This window comes from Flavisericum labens (assembly GCF_045446075.1).
GTDB classification, from domain to species: Bacteria; Bacteroidota; Bacteroidia; order Flavobacteriales; family Flavobacteriaceae; genus Flavisericum; species Flavisericum labens.
The window spans coordinates 265,100-280,000 of record NZ_JBJJBQ010000001.1 but is presented as its reverse complement, the minus strand read 5'-3'; the positions used below and the strand labels follow the sequence as shown (position 1 = coordinate 280,000).

Here is a 14,901-nt window from a genome sequence, read left to right as displayed (position 1 = left end):
TAATCAGCAATCAAAAAATCATTTCTACCAATCTTTATCCGTTTGGATAATAACACCTTTTTGTTTTTCGGCATTCATCTTTTCTTGAACCTCTTGTTCTTGATTATTCATTGCTTCTAGCAAGTTTTTAACTTGCTGTGGTGATAATTGACCTTGTTGAGGCCGTGGTTTAGGCTGTTCCTTTTTTTCATCACCTTCATTCCCCTTGTCTTTTTTGTCATCTTTAGGCTTGCCTTCATCATCTTTTTCATCCTCACCTTCCTTTTTATCTTGGTCGCCTTCGTCTTTTTTATCCTCGTTATCCTCGCCTTCTTGGTCTTTGTTATCTTTATTTTCCTGGTTGTCTTTGCTTTGGTCGTCTTCCTTTTGATCCTTGTTATCTTTATTCTCGTCTTGACCGTCCTGATCCTTATCTTGATTTTGGTCTTTTTGCTGCTCGGCGCAGACTTTTGCCAAACCTAAATTGTATCTGGTTTCGTCGTCTGTTGGATCATTCCTTAACGCATTTTTGTAAGCTTCGACCGCGTCTTTGCATTTTTTGCCCTGCATTAAAACGTTGCCGATGTTATGATAAGCTTTATGCTTTTCTGTTTTTGAAGAAGCTGCTTTTGCCGCTGCCTGAAGTCTGTAAATGGCCTCGTCAAGATTACCATTTTTTACGTAAGATGTTCCTAAATTATAACTGCCAACAACCGAATTTGGTTGTTCTGAAATGGCTTTTCTATATTCCATTTCGGCTGAAACCGCATCATCGTCTTCAAGCAAGCTATTACCTTCATAAACAAAATTATTAGCTTTTTTTAATGCCAATAACTGGGCTTTATCTTCTTCTTCTTGAGAAAAAGACAGAAACGCTGTAAACATTAATAAAATTGTAAGTACTCTTTTCATCTTTATAAATTCACAAATCATTTGATTGCTTTCTATTATTCATTTCTAAAATAGAAAATATCGTACATTTTGTTCGTTAAAGATTTTATAAAATATCCAACTTCAAATGGTTTATAAATTTTCGTTGAACAGATTCAATTTCTTTAACCATTCGGTTTTTCGTTCCAAAAGGAAAATATCTAGAAGTAAAAAGAAAATTCCAAAACCTAAAAACCATTGAAACTGATCTTTAAAATCGGCAAACTGTTTCGCTTCAAACTCAGTTTTATCCATCGCATTTAAAATCTCCCTAATATTTTCAACCACTTCATTAGTATTTCTTCCATTGATGTAAGCACCATTAGCCTCATCGGCAATATTTTTTAAGGTTTCCTCATTCAGTTTGGTAATAACCGTTTCGCCTTGACTATCCTTTTTGTAATTTAAAACCACGCCATTTTTCTTGATTGGAATGGGACCTCCTTTTACATCGCCAACGCCAACGGTAAAAATCCTGATGCCTTCCTCACTAGCTTCTTCGGCCACTGCTGCGGCTTGTTCGCTGTGGTCTTCCCCATCTGAAATGATAATAAGCACCCTATTGGTTTGTTCTTCATCATCGAAATAGGTTTTTGCTAGATTAATGGCTTCGTTGATCGCCGTACCTTGTGATGACAGCATATCGGTATTCATGCTTTGCAGAAACATTTTAGCTGAGGCATAATCGGTTGTGATGGGCAACTGTGGAAATGCCTTTCCCGCATACGCAATAATACCAATACGATCGCTTGCCAAATTATTAATAATCTGCGTTACCAGTTGTTTGGATTTTTCCAAACGATTGGGGGCAATGTCTTCGGCCAACATACTTTTCGAAACGTCGATAGCGAAAACAATATCAACACCTTCACGTTTAACTGTTTCTAATTTCGTGCCAATTTTTGGATTGACCATTGCCAAAGCCAAACAAGCAAATGCCAAACAAAGCACTACAATTTTTAAAACACTTTTGAAAAGCGAGGTGTTCGGGCTTAGTTTTTTCAGCAATGCTTTATCAGCAAAATTACGCTGTGCCCTATATTTCCATAATTGAAGCACCAAAAAGAGTAGCACAATTACTGGAATAATTGCTAATGCCCAAAACCATATTTTCTCGTCTAATTGATACATTTTTTAGTTTTTAAACAAAGCTTCTAAAAATTGTGAACCTCAACAAAAGTTCTATTAACAATAACAAACCAGCTAAAATCACTAACAGACGGTACTTTTCGTCGTAATTATAAAACTTAAATTCTTCAATTTCTGTTTTTTCCAGCTTGTTTATTTCATCATAAATTTCTGCTAACTTTTTATTGTTGGTAGCTCTAAAATATCTACCACCGGTCACTTCTGCAATCTCTTTTAACAACGTTTCGTCAATTTCCACTTGAATACGCCCGTATTGAAAGCTGCCGTTAGGTCGAATTGCAACAGGCGACAAAGCCATTCCATTGGTCCCCAAGCCTATGGTATATACTTTAATACCAAATTCCACAGCCAATTCGCTCGCTATTTTTGGGTCGATAAAACCCGAATTATTAACACCGTCGGTCAATAAAATAATGACTTTGCTTTTTGCCTTACTGTCCTTTAGTCGGTTTACCGATGTGGCCAAGCCCATACCAATAGCTGTCCCACCTTCAATTATAGTGTTGTATTTTATACTTTTAAGCGAACGTAACACAATGGCTTTATCGCTAGTTATAGGTGTTTTGGTGTAGCTTTCTCCAGCATATTCTACCAAACCAATACGGTCGTTGGGGCGACCTTGAATAAATTCTCCAGCTACCTTCTTTAAGGCTTCCAAGCGGTTAGGCGATAAATCTTTGGCCAACATACTCGCCGAAACATCAATGGACATAACAATATCAATACCGCGTGTTGTTTTTGTTTTTGTGGAAACATCGACCGATTGTGGTCGTGCCAATGCCGTAATTAGGAAAGCCAAAGCCAATAAACGTAAAGCAAACAACAAATGCCTTAGTTTTGGCAACCACGAATTGGTGACCTTAAAACCTTTTAAACTTGAAATTTTGAGTTCGGCCGTTTGCCTTTTATTCTTAAAAATATACCAAAGCACAGCCAACGGAAGCGCTAACAGCAACCAGAAAAACTCTTTATTTGCAAATTCTATGCCTTCAAACATTAATTTTCTGCTTTTTTAAGTTCTACTGAATTTAAAATGCGTTCTACCATTTTCTCGGCGTAAACGTCCTGTTCTTTATAGAATAACATGACTTGTTGAATCACATTTTCGGCGGAAAACCCAAGGATAACGTATTTCCCTTTTTCAAGTTTATCTGTACCCATAACAGGAGCATCCATAGTGCCATATACCTTTAAACCTTCAGCACCGTTTGGCGTTACAAATTTTTCATTTTTAGTTATAATGTTTTGGGCTCCTGCATTTTCGAACAACTTCAAACCGCCATCTATGGCTTTTTGAAGGTCAATTTTATTTTCACCTAAATTCTTGATTTTTGTTGTAGCTACCTGTATTTGAAACCTATCAATTAAGCTACCATAGCTAAATTGAGTCAATTCCATTTGTTGGGCCATCTGTTCTGGCAACTCAGGCGTAGTACGCTTCAAAACCTTAGGCGTGCTCATGGTTATTGGCGGAAAACCGTACTCGCTAGTTATCCAATCGCCTTCTAAAAGTTCTTTACTGTCGTGACCAATTATGGTGTCTTTTACATAATCAAAACCAAATTTTACAGAAAGTCCTGTTAATGTTACTAAAAGCAAAAACACACTAATACCAACGGTTAACCACACTTTTTTGCGTTTCTTTCTAAGCTCTTGTTCTTCGCGGTATTTTTGGTCTAATAGTTTTTCCTCTTCAGTGGGCTCGGGCAGGGCTTCTTTTACGTGGTCTATCTCCAAATCGATAGTATCGCGGTCTATTTTTGCCAATTCAATATCTGGAGCAGACTTGGCAAATTTCACTAAATCTGCACGTTTTAAAATGCTTTCCAGTTTTTTTATGTCTTCTTTGCTTAAATCTACTTGGCTACCTTCTCTTAAAAGGGTAAGCCTGTTTATCAGTTCATCGGTTGTGCTTTCTAGAGCATGGTCGTACACTTTTTCATCTAAATATTTACGGATGATAAAAGTTAACTCCGAATAATAATCTTTTAAGTTTTCTTCCTGTAAATAAGGGCTTTCATCCAAATTTTTCAAAGCTAATTTTGCCCGGTCGTATGGCGGTAGCAAAGCTATTTGCTCTTCTTCCGTTAACGGTTTCTTTCGCCAAATAAACCAAAACAGCAAAAAGGCTACAGCGCCAATTATCAAAAAAGTTAACAGCAAATATTTCCACCAATTGCTGCCTTCTTTTTCTACTCCGATAATGGGTTTTATATCGTAAAGTCCTTTGGTTGTATCAATTACTATATTTCTGACCTCAACTTGAAGCGAGTCAGTAAAAAAGGTTTTATCGCCAACAATTATTTTTTGTCTTGGAATCGTGTATTTACCAGAATCGAACTGGGTGAGCCCATATTTTTTTATGAGGTTAAATTTATAGTTGTTTTTTAGAGTATCAACATCATAAGATTCAATCATTTCCATGGGTGAAAAAGTTTGCCCTTCAGGAAATACCACCAATTTGGTTGAATCGGTTTCTACTTGAATGTGATAGGTAATTTGCTCACCGATTTTTATGGAAGTAGAATCGATGGTTGATTTAACCTGGGCGTTGGAAAACAACGACAATATAATGAAACCAAACACCAAGAAATAGTGTCTTGCATGTTTCGTTTCAAAATTCCAAAGTCGAATATTGTTAATCATAAATCGCTTATCCTCTTCTTTTAAAATACCCTAATAACTTTTTTACATAACTTTCATCAACACGGCAATCAATGGCTCCAGCCCCAGATTTTGTAAAGCTTTCTTTATAGTAACTAACCTTTTCGTTATAAAACTTACCGTAGTTGATACGTACTTTCTTTGATGATGTATTTACCAACATCAGTTCGCCAGTTTCCTCATCCTGCATTTGCACCATACCCAAATTTGGAATTTCCTCCTCGCGTTTATCGTAAACTCGAATACCCGTAACATCATGTTTACCTGAAACGATTTTCATGGTTTGATGGTAATCGTCTGCAATAAAATCAGACAATACAAACACAATAGCTTTTTTCTTCATTACGTTTTGCATGAATTTTAAAGCTTCGGCAATGTTCGTCTGTTTACTTTCGGGTTTAAACTCTATTAATTCTCTAATAATACGAAGTACATGCGAACGTCCTTTTTTTGGCGGAATGTACAATTCTACTTGGTCTGAAAATAGAATCAAGCCAATTTTGTCGTTGTTTTGCGTTGCCGAAAACGCCAAAGTAGCTGCTATTTCAGTAACTACTTCATTTTTAAACTGCTGTTCTGTACCGAACAATTCAGACCCCGAAACATCAACCATGAGCATCATGGTCAGCTCACGCTCTTCCTCAAAAACTTTTACAAACGGCTCGTTGTAGCGTGCGGTAACGTTCCAATCGATATTACGAACATCATCACCAAATTGATAGCTCCGTACTTCACTAAAAGTCATACCACGGCCTTTGAAGGTAGAATGATATTCGCCTCCAAAAATATGATCAGACAACCGGCGTGTCTTAATCTCTATTTTCCGTACTTTTTTTAGTAATTCTTTAGTATCCATCTATTCAGTAAACAGTTTTCAGTCGCAGTATTCAGTTATCAATAAACCGTTAAATTTTCCAGTATTCAGAATTCGTGTAAGCTACTGCTAACTGGTACTGAATACTGAGAACTTTCTTAAGGTACTTCTATTTCGTTTACTATTTTATTAATGATGTCTTCTGAAGTCACATTTTCTGCCTCTGCCTCATAAGTGATGCCTATTCTGTGTCTTAGCACATCGTAAACTACAGCACGTACATCTTCTGGAATCACATAACCACGACGTTTGATAAACGCGTAACATTTTGCTGCTGTGGCCAAATTGATACTACCGCGTGGCGATGCTCCAAAGGATATTAATGGCTTCAAACTGGTAAGTCTGTATTTTTCTGGATAACGTGTTGCGAAAATAATATCCAGTATATACTTTTCAATTTTTTCATCCATGTAAACCGCTCTAACCGCTTTTTGAGCATTTAAAATTTGCTCTAAAGACACCACTGGATTTACTTTATCCCAAGCCCCTTTTAAGTTGGCACGCATGATGAGCTGTTCTTCGTCAATCTTTGGATAATCAATGACCGTTTTAAGCATAAAACGGTCCACCTGTGCTTCTGGCAACGGGTAAGTTCCCTCTTGCTCTACCGGGTTTTGGGTGGCCATAACCAAAAACGGTTTATCTAATTTAAAAGTATCGTCGCCAATGGTGACTTGTTTTTCCTGCATAGCCTCTAGTAAAGCCGACTGTACTTTGGCCGGTGCCCTGTTTATCTCATCAGCCAAAACAAAGTTGGCAAAGATAGGCCCTTTTTTGATGGAAAAATCATTGACCTTCATGTTGTAAATCAAAGTACCGGTAACATCGGCAGGCAACAAATCTGGGGTAAACTGAATTCTGCTAAAACTACCATGAACCGCTTGTGAAAGCGTGTTAATCGCTAAGGTTTTTGCCAATCCGGGAACACCTTCTAAGAGTATATGTCCCTGACCCAACAAACCAATTAGCAATCGTTCGACCATATGCTTTTGACCTACGATGACTTTATTCATCTCTAACATCAGTAAATCAACAAAAGCACTTTCTTTTTCAATTTTCTCATTAATCGACTTAATATCAATTGTACCTGTTTCTTCCATCATTTTTTATTTATTAAAAGCTCGAATATACTGCCCTTATTTGAGCACTGCAAATTGTTAAAATTTTTATTGTATCGATGTTAAAAATTGGTTAAAAAAAAAGCAATGCGAATTGCATTGCTTTTTTAAGTCTATGTGTTTTAAAGGTTATGCCTCTACTAGAACCAATGTTACGTCTGCTATTGGAGTATCATCACCTGGTGTAACGGTCACATCAACTGTTTGAGACACGTAACCTTCAGCATCAATTGACAATGAATAATCTCCTGCCGGAACAGCTTCTAGCATAAAAGCACCTGTTTCATTAGTAGTTGTAGAAATTACAACGTCGTCTTCTGTTTCTGGTGTTCCCATATCATCAACTACTATTGAAATTGTAGCCACAATTCCTTCTGCTAAACCTAGCACATTACCAGAAACAGAGCCAGGCTTTATTTCCAATATAATAGGCTCTGCAATAGTAGTTATTGCTCCGTTTGTAACTAAAACATCCGAAGCACTGGCACTACCATAATCTGACTCTTCATCTAATGGCATTACCATAACTTCATAAGTACCGGCAGGCACGCCCCAAAGAGCAAAATTCCCAGATTCATCAGTATTTGCTGAAATAACAAAATCATCTTCTGTTTCTGGTGTTCCCATATCATTAACCAATACAGATGCTACTGCTGGAAGTGCTTCTGCTGGTCCTACTACACCTTCAATAATACCAGAAGATACTTCGGCACTTGCATGAAGCACAGGTTTTAAAATAGTATTTTCTGAATTACCCGCCATTACAATAGATTTGTCAACATCAAAATCTAATACATAATCGTAAGTAAAGCCTTCTTCAACAACGGCATCAATTTTAACTTTCAATCCAGATTGTTGTGCACTTGGTGTTTTTAAATCGTAAAGCACCTCATCGCCTTCAAATTTAATAGTATTTCCATCTCCTAAAACTAAGCGCATTTGGCTTAAAGTACCAGCCGGAATTGGAAAACGGTCTACAAGCACTTTACTGAAACCTCCGGTAAAATCTAATAGGTTTACCTCTCCGCCTTCGGCTTCAAGGGACATCCAACCTTCATCACTATCACTGTCGTCGTCCATTTTAATCATAACGTCAACAATCTCAACATTAACGGCCTCAAAATCTCCAGGAGCATCAACCAATTTAACAGAAATTCTTGGCGCTTCTGCACTCATAGGGATAGATTCAGAATCTTTACACCCAAAAACAAAAGTTAGTAATAACAGTGGTAAAATAAATTTTAGCTTCTTCATTGCTTTCATAGTTATTTATATTTTTATGATTTGTATAAGTATTTACGGTTCTTTTAGCACTTTGGATTATATAAAAAACAACCAATTCTATAATCAACTGTCTGCCAAACAGTAACAATTTTATTATTTTAAATCTGTTTTAAGTACTTTTAGGGTTGAACAACATACCTATTCGATGGATTACATGCCACTGCCCAGATAATTATGATTAATAAACGCCTACTTATAAAGCACCTTTTGGCCCACAACGACGAAAATAGCTTTTACGACAAAAAGCGTAAAGTTGATATTAGCTATAAAGAAGGAAAAGGCAAATTTTTAAAACATATTTGCGCGCTTTCCAATAGCAACCCAAAAAACAACTCGTACATTGTTATTGGCGTTGAAGATGAGGACAATAAAATAGTGGGTGTCGATTTTTTTGATGATAGCAAAATACAGAACCTAATTAACGCCTACCTAACCAACCCGCCGATTGTCCAATATGAAAACATCCCATTTCCACATTTACCGGAAGATAAGGTTGTTGGTTTGGTGACCATTCGACCTACTGGGCAAATCACTTCACTACGAAAAAACATTTGGAAGTACTACGGTGGCTCAGTATTTTTTAGGGATGGTAGCATGAGCATGCCCAAGGTATTCGATATTGAAATTAAAGATGTAAACTCAAAAATTGTTGAAGCCATAGAAATAAATGCGCAAAATAATATTGAGCACACACTTAATGGCGTATTTCATTTTATGGATGCCCGAAAAGACTATGACCCGCAATACAAAGTTTTTAAGGAATATTTTGTGGTATGTTGGGCCGGCCAAAAAAAAATGGTTAAGGACGAGGTGTTTTTTTCCAGAGTTGATATTGAACTTGTTAACGAACAAGTACGTTTGTTCTTCTCTGCTCTTGATGAAGTGGCCATCAATTTCAACGAGAAGCGTTTTAAAATTATTGAGTACGTTAATTTAGGGCTTCAAGACGCTAAAAAATATTATCCTTTGGAAGAAACACTCATTAAATTTGGAGACAACGCCCAATACCATATTGAAACCAAACTACTATTTGAGCCTCCTCAATTTGATAAAAAAGTACTTCATCATATTTATAACACAAACAATGCTATTTTAGAAAAGCTCAAAAAAGGGCTTGTACTTAATGAAAGAGAAGTTTCAGATTTAAAAAATTTGCCATCAACCTATTTAATCTGTTATTTGAACTTATTTCATGAAGCTTTAAACAAACTTAACGAGGCCAAACCTTACCTAAAATCCTTTAGTGATGAGGTGTACCAACTTTACAAAGAAGCTTTACGCATATTAAGAAAGGTAAAATACAATTAACAATTGTTAATAAATTTAACTTTCTCTTAACCTAACTAGTTGTACTTTTTCGGACAAAAGTTGTAAATTTGCCTTGCTATTAATCTTTTTAACTAAACCTTGTGCTCCAAATCAAAACAGAGTCAAGGTTTTTTTATTTAGAGGAAATTTAGCTGATTGAAAGATTTATTGAGTACCTTCTCATCGTTAACTTGAAGCCACTTTCCTAAAACTGTAGCGTAAATGGTTCTAAAATCAATTTCAAACTTTAAATCGCCATTATCATCCAAATTATCCAAACTAGCTACGTTATTGTAAAGGCCTTGTTTTTTTAAGCTTTTTCCAATAATAAATACATTATTTGCCGTACCATGATCGGTACCGACACTCGCGTTTTGTTTTACCCGACGGCCAAATTCCGAAAAAGTCAAAATAAGCGTATCTTTAAATGTATTGTTTGCTTTTAAATCTTCTACAAACACCTCAATACCATTGGCATAAATACTCAATAATCGCTTTTGAGTGTTTAGTTGATTAACATGGGTATCGAAACCGCCCAAAGAGGTATAATATACCTTCGTATCCAAATGCGAATTGATAAATTGCGCAGTAGTTTTAAGCTGTTTTCCGAAGCTATTTTTTGGGTATTCTCTATTTGAACTTACCGTTTTACTAGTTTCGAAAATATATTTAGCTGAAGATTCGGCAGCAATCATCGATTTGTACAAATAGCCCAAATTATGTTCACTTAAATGCACATCGTTTTTATGAATGTTATCGAAAAATGGATCTTTAGACATATTGTATAAAGCCTTCGCATCTTGTGTGGCAATGGCATTTAAACGATTGCCTTTCATGGCTAGAGACAAACTTTCGTCAATTTCTATGGCCAAATGGGGTTGTTTTCCGTATTCATCCAAAAATCTTCCAATCCAACCACTTTGCAGGTACTCGTTAGAATCACTGGCTGTTTGCCAAATATCCATAGATCTAAAATGCGACCGATTGGGATTAGGGTAACCTACATTATTTATTATAGACAAATAGCCTTTATCGTATAAACGCTTCAATGGTGTTAAACTGCTATGCAAACCTACATCATCATTTAGTTTTATAATATCTTTTTGAGAAATACCCAAAGTTGGGCGCTCCTTGTAATATAAATCGTTTCTAAAGGGCACCACTGTATTTAAACCATCGTTACCACCTGAAAGTTGCACAATAACCAAACGTTTATAACCCAACTTACTACTGGCCAATTCTTCAAAGGCCCGAACAAAACTCGGTACAAAAAATAAGCTACTACCTAGCGAGGAGTGTTTTAAAAATTTTCTTCTGTCCATAGTTAACACATTTGATATTCGGGTAAAGACATAAGCTGTATACAGTATTCTTGTTTCGATACTTTTTCCAAACTACCTAAATACTTTTTAGCCACAGGGCTTATTTGGCACGCCAAAATATGATATTCTAAATCCTGAATGTTAACATTTTTGAAATGCCTATTGAAATACGCCCAATCACTATCGGCTTTAATTCGCCTAAATGCTTTTTTAAAGGACTCTTTTTTCATAGCCATTCTTGCATCTTCACGGCCTTCTTTGGTCTTGGAAATATAAGCACTATTCAGTAATAAGGAAGGTAGTTTTAAGCGAAGTGCGATGGTGTTACTATCTATCCAATTTTTACCACCTTTCCAACCTGCTACATTGGGCGGTCTCAGCAAAATTTGTCCTAATACTTTTTGAAGATACAACAGCTGCTTGGGATTATTAAATTCAATAGGAACGAGTTTTTTTAACCCCACTAAAAACTCAATGGGTGATTTAATTTTTGTACCGATATTGGCTTTGTTATAAAACCAGTCGGACATAAAAACGTGGCGCATCAAATTTTCAATATTATAGTCTTTATATAAGACCTCAGCCATTTCGGTAACATAATATTCGTTCAATTCATCATTAACAAAGTAGGAGTATATTTTTTTGCAGACATACTTGGCACATTGTTTTTGCTTTAAAATAATATCGACAATATCATCACCTGAAAAATGTCCTGTTTCACCCAAAAACGTTTTTGCACCGTCATCGTGCTGGCGTTTTCTGAAAGCAAAGTCGCCGACAAAATTATGACCGTAACCTGTGAATGCTCTAGCACTTTCCTTGATATCTACCTCTGTATAATTCCCAACTCCTATGGTAAAGAGTTCCATAAGTTCTCGAGCAAAATTTTCATTAGGTTTTTGCTTTTTATTTTGTTTGGTGTTAAGGTATTTGGTCATGGCTGCTTCCTTAGAAATGGCCTTTACAAAGTCGCCAAAATGACCAAGTGCATGTTTCCGTAAGGTATTATTGAAGTTTTGAATGAAAACAATACTATTATCTTCGCAAACAAAATGATTGGCCCAGAACAGTGTCATTTTTTCACGTAAAAGCTCGGTAGGATTTGTAAGTCTATCAACCCACACCATATTTAAGTCTACTTGTTTTTGTCTACTTAATTTTTGAAGTTTCTGACGGGTTTCCTTATCTGGTCTTCCCTCCATCATCATGCCGCCGAAAACATCCTTAAGTATAGAAATATCAACTTCTAACGGTGTTGTTTTATTAGAACTTCTCAAAAGATTGTCTACAACTTTTTTTCTAGATTTCTTGGACAATTCTTTAAGTGTTATAGGTAAAATTCCGAAACCAGCCCGACGATATAAATGTTGAATATGAGAAGTTTCCATAGGCTAAAGTTTCAAAAAACCGACAACCGATTTTATAACTATTTAGACTACAATATATTAAAATGGTTTAAAAAAATAGACCTTTTGTTTGTTACAAATCAAACTTTATTCCCTGTGCCAAAGGCAATTCGGTAGTATAATTAATAGTATTGGTCTGTCTGCGCATATAAATTTTCCATGCATCACTTCCACTTTCGCGTCCACCGCCAGTTTCCTTTTCGCCGCCAAAGGCCCCACCAATTTCAGCACCAGACGTACCGATATTGACGTTAGCAATGCCGCAGTCGGAACCAGCAACTGACAAAAACTGTTCTGCTTCACGAAGATTATTGGTCATAATTGCTGAAGATAATCCTTGAGCCACATTATTTTGAATAGCGATAGCGTTTTCAACATCACCAGAGTATTTCAACAAATACAAAATAGGCGCAAACGTTTCATGTTGAACAATCTTAAAATCAGGTTTTGCCTCAGCAATAGCTGGTTTTACATAGCAGCCACTTTCATAACCTTCTCCAGAAAGTACTCCGCCTTCAACCACAATATTTCCACCCTCGTCAACCACTTTTTCTAATGCATTTTGATACATTTTTACGGCATCGGCATCAATTAAAGGCCCCACATGATTGTGTTCATCTAACGGATTTCCAATTTTCAATTGTTTATATGCATCCGCAACGGCATTTTTTACTTTATCATAAATACTTTCATGGATAATCAATCGTCGGGTTGAAGTGCAACGTTGCCCACAAGTGCCAACTGCACCAAAAACAGCACCAATAACGGTCATTTTTATATCGGCATCTGGTGTTACAATGATGGCGTTGTTTCCACCTAATTCCAAAAGGCTCCTACCCAATCGTGCAGCCACTTCTTGTGCTACAATCTTTCCCATTCTAGTCGAACCTGTTGCTGAAATTAACGGTATTCGCGCATCCTTGGTCATAAATTCACCTACTTTATAATCGCCATTAATTAAACACGAAATGCCTTCGGGTAAATTATTAGCTGCAAAAACTTCGGCTGCCATATTTTGACAAGCGATACCACAAAGCGGTACTTTATCACTGGGTTTCCAAACGGTAACATCACCACAAACCCAAGCTAAAGCCGTATTCCACGACCAAACAGCCACTGGAAAATTAAATGCCGAAATAATGCCCACCACACCAAGCGGATGATATTGCTCATACATTCGATGCCCCGGACGTTCACTATGCATCGTTAACCCATGAAGTTGCCGCGACAACCCAACAGCAAAATCACAGATATCAATCATTTCCTGTACTTCACCCAAACCTTCTTGGTAACTTTTTCCCATTTCGTAAGACACCAACTTCCCTAAAGCTTCCTTATTTTCTCGAAGTTTATCACCAAACTGACGCACTATTTCGCCTCGTTGTGGTGATGGCATTTTTCTCCAGATTTTAAAAGCTTTTGTTGCAGTCTGTATTGCGGTTTCAAAATCTTCTTTTGTTGTCGTTTTTACCTTAGCAATTAAGTTTCCATCAACAGGAGAGATGGAATCAATAATTTCACCATTCGAAAAATGATTCGATCCCGTTGATGTGCCTTCATTCATTGCCTTTATGCCTAAAGTTTGTAATGCTTTATCCATACCAAAATCAGTTGCTACTGCCTTCATTAATTATTGATTTATCATTAATTTCTAAATTCGTTACGAATATAACAATAAAAAGTTGATTTTTCTGAAATTCATAAATAAATCAATTAACTTTAGAGGCGTTAAATTGTAATTCATTTATGAAAACAATCTTTAGACTCTTACTTGTTGTCTTAATTCTAACATCATGCAAAAAGAAGGCTGAACAAATTCCTGAAAACCCGGTACAAAAAGCTGGATTTTCGATTGTAATTCACGGTGGTGCCGGAACCATTTTAAGAGAAAACATGTCGCCCGAAAACAAGGCTCTTTATAAATCAAAACTGGAAGAAGCTATTCGCGTTGGCTATCATATATTGAAGAACGGCGGAACGAGTTTGGATGCCGTTGAAAAAACCATCAATATCTTAGAAGATTCTCCCCTATTTAATGCTGGCAAAGGCGCTGTTTTTACCAATGAAGGCACTAACGAACACGACGCCTCCATCATGGATGGCAAAACTTTAAACGCTGGTGCTTCGGCTGGCACAAAAACGGTAAAAAACCCCATCAGTTTAGCGCGAGCTATTATGGAACATTCGCCACACGTTATGCTTTCCAGAAGTGGTGCCGAACAATTTGCTGAAGAACAAGGTTTAGAGATTGTCGACCCCAAATACTTTTACACTGAAAAAAGTTTCAATGCCCTCCAACGTGTAAAAAATGCTCAAAAAACGGCTTTTTACAATCAAAATATAAACGATAATAAATTCGGAACCGTTGGCTGTGCAGCTTTAGATAAACAAGGTAATTTGGCTGCTGGAACTTCCACTGGCGGCATGACCAATAAACGCTGGGGACGCATAGGCGACTCGCCAATTATTGGCGCAGGAACGTATGCCAATAACAAAACCTGTGCTGTTTCTTCAACAGGATGGGGTGAATATTTTATTCGTGGTATGGTGGCTCACGATATTTCGTCCTTAATGGAATATAAAAATATGTCTTTGGAAGAAGCTGCAAAAGAAGTCATTCATAAAAAATTACCAAGTATAGGAGATGGTCGTGGAGATGGCGGCATAATTGCCATCGATAAGAACGGAAACATGGTTATGGAATTCAACACATCTGGAATGTTTCGGGCAACTATGAATGCGCATGGTGAGCTTTTTATCGGAATGTTTAAAGACTAAACGATTTTTAAGAACAAATTAACAAAACGCTAGCGTCTAAACTTAAAAAATTCAACGTACATTTATTAACGAGAAACTACCTACGCCCT

12 protein-coding genes are annotated in these 14,901 nt (G+C 36.7%); 2 read left to right on the top strand and 10 right to left on the bottom strand.

Annotated elements, in window-relative coordinates:
- Positions 1 to 24: 24 nt before the first annotated feature.
- The 7 genes from ACIEHO_RS01245 to ACIEHO_RS01215 all read right to left on the bottom strand — a co-directional run bounded on the left by ACIEHO_RS01245 (position 25) and on the right by ACIEHO_RS01215 (position 7,968).
- Entirely contained in the window at positions 25 to 891 is an 867-nt protein-coding gene (locus tag ACIEHO_RS01245; RefSeq protein WP_406967821.1) for a tetratricopeptide repeat protein, read from the bottom strand.
- A 111-nt stretch (positions 892 to 1,002) separates the two neighbouring features.
- Positions 1,003 to 2,040 carry a vWA domain-containing protein gene (locus tag ACIEHO_RS01240; RefSeq protein ID WP_406967819.1) on the bottom strand — a complete coding sequence of 346 codons (1,038 nt, stop codon included), beginning with the start codon at positions 2,038 to 2,040 and terminating at the stop codon, positions 1,003 to 1,005.
- A 10-nt stretch (positions 2,041 to 2,050) separates the two neighbouring features.
- Positions 2,051 to 3,055, bottom strand: coding sequence for a vWA domain-containing protein (locus tag ACIEHO_RS01235; RefSeq protein ID WP_406967817.1), 1,005 nt, complete (start codon positions 3,053 to 3,055; stop codon positions 2,051 to 2,053).
- Positions 3,055 to 4,704: a hypothetical protein gene (locus tag ACIEHO_RS01230; protein WP_406967815.1), complete on the bottom strand. Its 1,650-nt coding sequence runs from the start codon at positions 4,702 to 4,704 to the stop codon at positions 3,055 to 3,057. The genes ACIEHO_RS01235 and ACIEHO_RS01230 overlap by 1 nt, the downstream gene beginning before the upstream one ends.
- A 7-nt stretch (positions 4,705 to 4,711) precedes the next feature.
- Positions 4,712 to 5,578 carry a DUF58 domain-containing protein gene (locus tag ACIEHO_RS01225; RefSeq protein WP_406967813.1) on the bottom strand — a complete coding sequence of 289 codons (867 nt, stop codon included), beginning with the start codon at positions 5,576 to 5,578 and terminating at the stop codon, positions 4,712 to 4,714.
- 116 nt (positions 5,579 to 5,694) lie between these two features.
- Positions 5,695 to 6,696, bottom strand: a complete 1,002-nt coding sequence (locus ACIEHO_RS01220; protein WP_406968690.1) for an AAA family ATPase — start codon at positions 6,694 to 6,696, stop codon at positions 5,695 to 5,697.
- 147 nt (positions 6,697 to 6,843) lie between these two features.
- On the bottom strand, positions 6,844 to 7,968 hold the full coding sequence (locus ACIEHO_RS01215) for a DUF4382 domain-containing protein (protein ID WP_406967811.1): 1,125 nt from the start codon (positions 7,966 to 7,968) through the stop codon (positions 6,844 to 6,846).
- A 204-nt stretch (positions 7,969 to 8,172) separates the two neighbouring features.
- On the opposite strand from ACIEHO_RS01215, the gene ACIEHO_RS01210 reads away from it, so the two are divergent.
- Entirely contained in the window at positions 8,173 to 9,306 is a 1,134-nt protein-coding gene (locus tag ACIEHO_RS01210) for an ATP-binding protein (protein ID WP_406967809.1), read from the top strand.
- Between the two features lie 137 nt (positions 9,307 to 9,443).
- Here ACIEHO_RS01210 and ACIEHO_RS01205 read toward each other — a convergent pair whose 3' ends face one another.
- The 3 genes from ACIEHO_RS01205 to amaB form a co-directional block, all read right to left on the bottom strand.
- Positions 9,444 to 10,628: a DUF1501 domain-containing protein gene (locus tag ACIEHO_RS01205; RefSeq protein ID WP_406967807.1), complete on the bottom strand. Its 1,185-nt coding sequence runs from the start codon at positions 10,626 to 10,628 to the stop codon at positions 9,444 to 9,446.
- Between the two features lie 2 nt (positions 10,629 to 10,630).
- Positions 10,631 to 12,016 (bottom strand): DUF1800 domain-containing protein, encoded by a 1,386-nt coding sequence (locus tag ACIEHO_RS01200; RefSeq protein ID WP_406967805.1) that lies wholly within the window; start codon positions 12,014 to 12,016, stop codon positions 10,631 to 10,633.
- Positions 12,017 to 12,107: 91 nt separating this feature from the next.
- Positions 12,108 to 13,661, bottom strand: coding sequence for an L-piperidine-6-carboxylate dehydrogenase (gene amaB / locus ACIEHO_RS01195; RefSeq protein WP_406967803.1), 1,554 nt, complete (start codon positions 13,659 to 13,661; stop codon positions 12,108 to 12,110).
- 119 nt (positions 13,662 to 13,780) lie between these two features.
- On the opposite strand from amaB, the gene ACIEHO_RS01190 reads away from it, so the two are divergent.
- Positions 13,781 to 14,812, top strand: a complete 1,032-nt coding sequence (locus ACIEHO_RS01190; RefSeq protein WP_406967801.1) for an isoaspartyl peptidase/L-asparaginase family protein — start codon at positions 13,781 to 13,783, stop codon at positions 14,810 to 14,812.
- Positions 14,813 to 14,901 lie beyond the last annotated feature (89 nt).